The sequence below is a fragment of the Roseateles sp. GW823-FHT07B05 genome (assembly GCF_058794515.1).
Genome location: NZ_JBXAGX010000037.1, coordinates 1 through 1,572 on the forward strand (window position 1 = coordinate 1; position 1,572 = coordinate 1,572).

At 62.3% G+C, this 1,572-nt stretch carries 1 protein-coding gene; it reads left to right on the top strand.

What is annotated here, in order from left to right; translation table 11 throughout:
- Positions 1-1,502 (top strand): type I restriction-modification enzyme R subunit C-terminal domain-containing protein (locus AC1Q7O_RS27535; protein WP_492662782.1); only part of this gene is annotated, 1,502 nt, incomplete at its 5' end.
- Between the last annotated feature and the right edge of the window lie 70 nt (positions 1,503-1,572).

Below are 1,572 nucleotides of genomic sequence, written 5' to 3' on the forward strand. Positions count from 1 at the left end.
CCGCCACGCCGGCGCTGCACACAACGCAGATCTTCGGAGCGCCGGTCTTCACCTACGGCTACCGTGAAGCAGTGGTGGATGGCTACCTCGTGGACTACGAGCCGCCGATCCAGTTGCACACCTTGCTCTCGGACCAGGGCATCACCTGGAAGGCTGGCGAGGAGGTGAAGGTCTACAACACGGGCCGCCAGCAAATCGATCTGTTCAAGACGCCTGACGACATCAAGCTGAAAGTCGATGAATTCAACCGCAAGGTCATCACGCGGCAGTTCAACGAGGTGGTCTGCAAGTACCTCGCTCAGGAGCTCGACCCGGCCTCCCGCCGCAAGACCTTGATCTTCTGCGTCAGCGACGGTCACGCCGACATGGTGGTGGACCTGCTGAAGAAAGCGCTCGAGGGCCAGTACGGCGCAGTCGAAGACGATGCGGTCATCAAGATCACCGGAGCTGCCGACAAGCCCTTGCAGCTGATTCGTCGGTACAAGAACGAGCGCCTGCCCAATGTCGCGGTCACGGTCGACCTGCTGACCACCGGCGTAGACGTACCGGAGATCTGCAATCTGGTGTTCTTGCGCCAAGTAAACAGCCGCATCCTGTTCGACCAGATGCTCGGCCGGGCGACTCGGCTCTGCGATTTCGGCGGGACGGACGTAAAAGATTCTTTCCGCGTCTTTGACGCTGTCCGCATTTTCGAGTCCATTGGCGACATGACGGCCATGAAGCCCGTGGTCGTGAACCCGAAGATCACCTTCACCCAACTGGCGCAGGAACTAGCCACGCTGAAGGACGAATCGGCGACCGAACTGGCACGCGACCAGTTCTTGGCCAAGCTGCAAGCCAAGAAGCGGCACCTGACCGATAAGAACCGGCAGGACTTCGAAGCCAAGGCGGGCATGCCAGTGCAGGCCTTCGTCCAGCAGTTGAAGGCCATGCCGCTGTCCGATGTGGCCGCCTGGTTTGTGCAGAACCCGGAACTGGGCGAGCTGCTCGACCGGCGCAGTGATGGTCCCGAGCGCGAGATTTTCGTGTCTGAGCACGCTGATGCCTTCGACCGCGCCGAGCGCGGGTACGGCAAGGGCAAGAAGCCCGACGACTACATCCGCGCTTTCAGCGAGTTCATCAAGACGCACGGCAATCAGATCCCGGCGCTGGTTACCGTGCTGACGAGACCCCGCGAGTTGACTCGTGCACAGCTCCGCGAGCTTGTCCTAGCGCTGGATAGTGCAGGCTTCACCGAAACTAACCTCTCGTCAGCATGGCGTGACCTCACCAACCAGGACATCGCGGCCCGCATCGTGGGCTACATCCGCCAAGCGGCCATCGGCGACCCGCTGCTACCCTACGCCGAGCGTGTCGACCGGGCTCTACAGCATCTGCTGGCCCACCCGCCTGCAGGCACGCCCTGGAGCACGCCGCAACGCGATTGGCTCAAGCGCATCGCTGCGCAGACCAAGGCCAACGTGCTGGTGGACCGCTCGGCCATCGACGACCCCGACTGTTGACGCTCGCGACCGACTGACCCAGGGTGCTCGTCCAATACTGACCCACTCCTGAAGGCTACCCGAGGGAGCC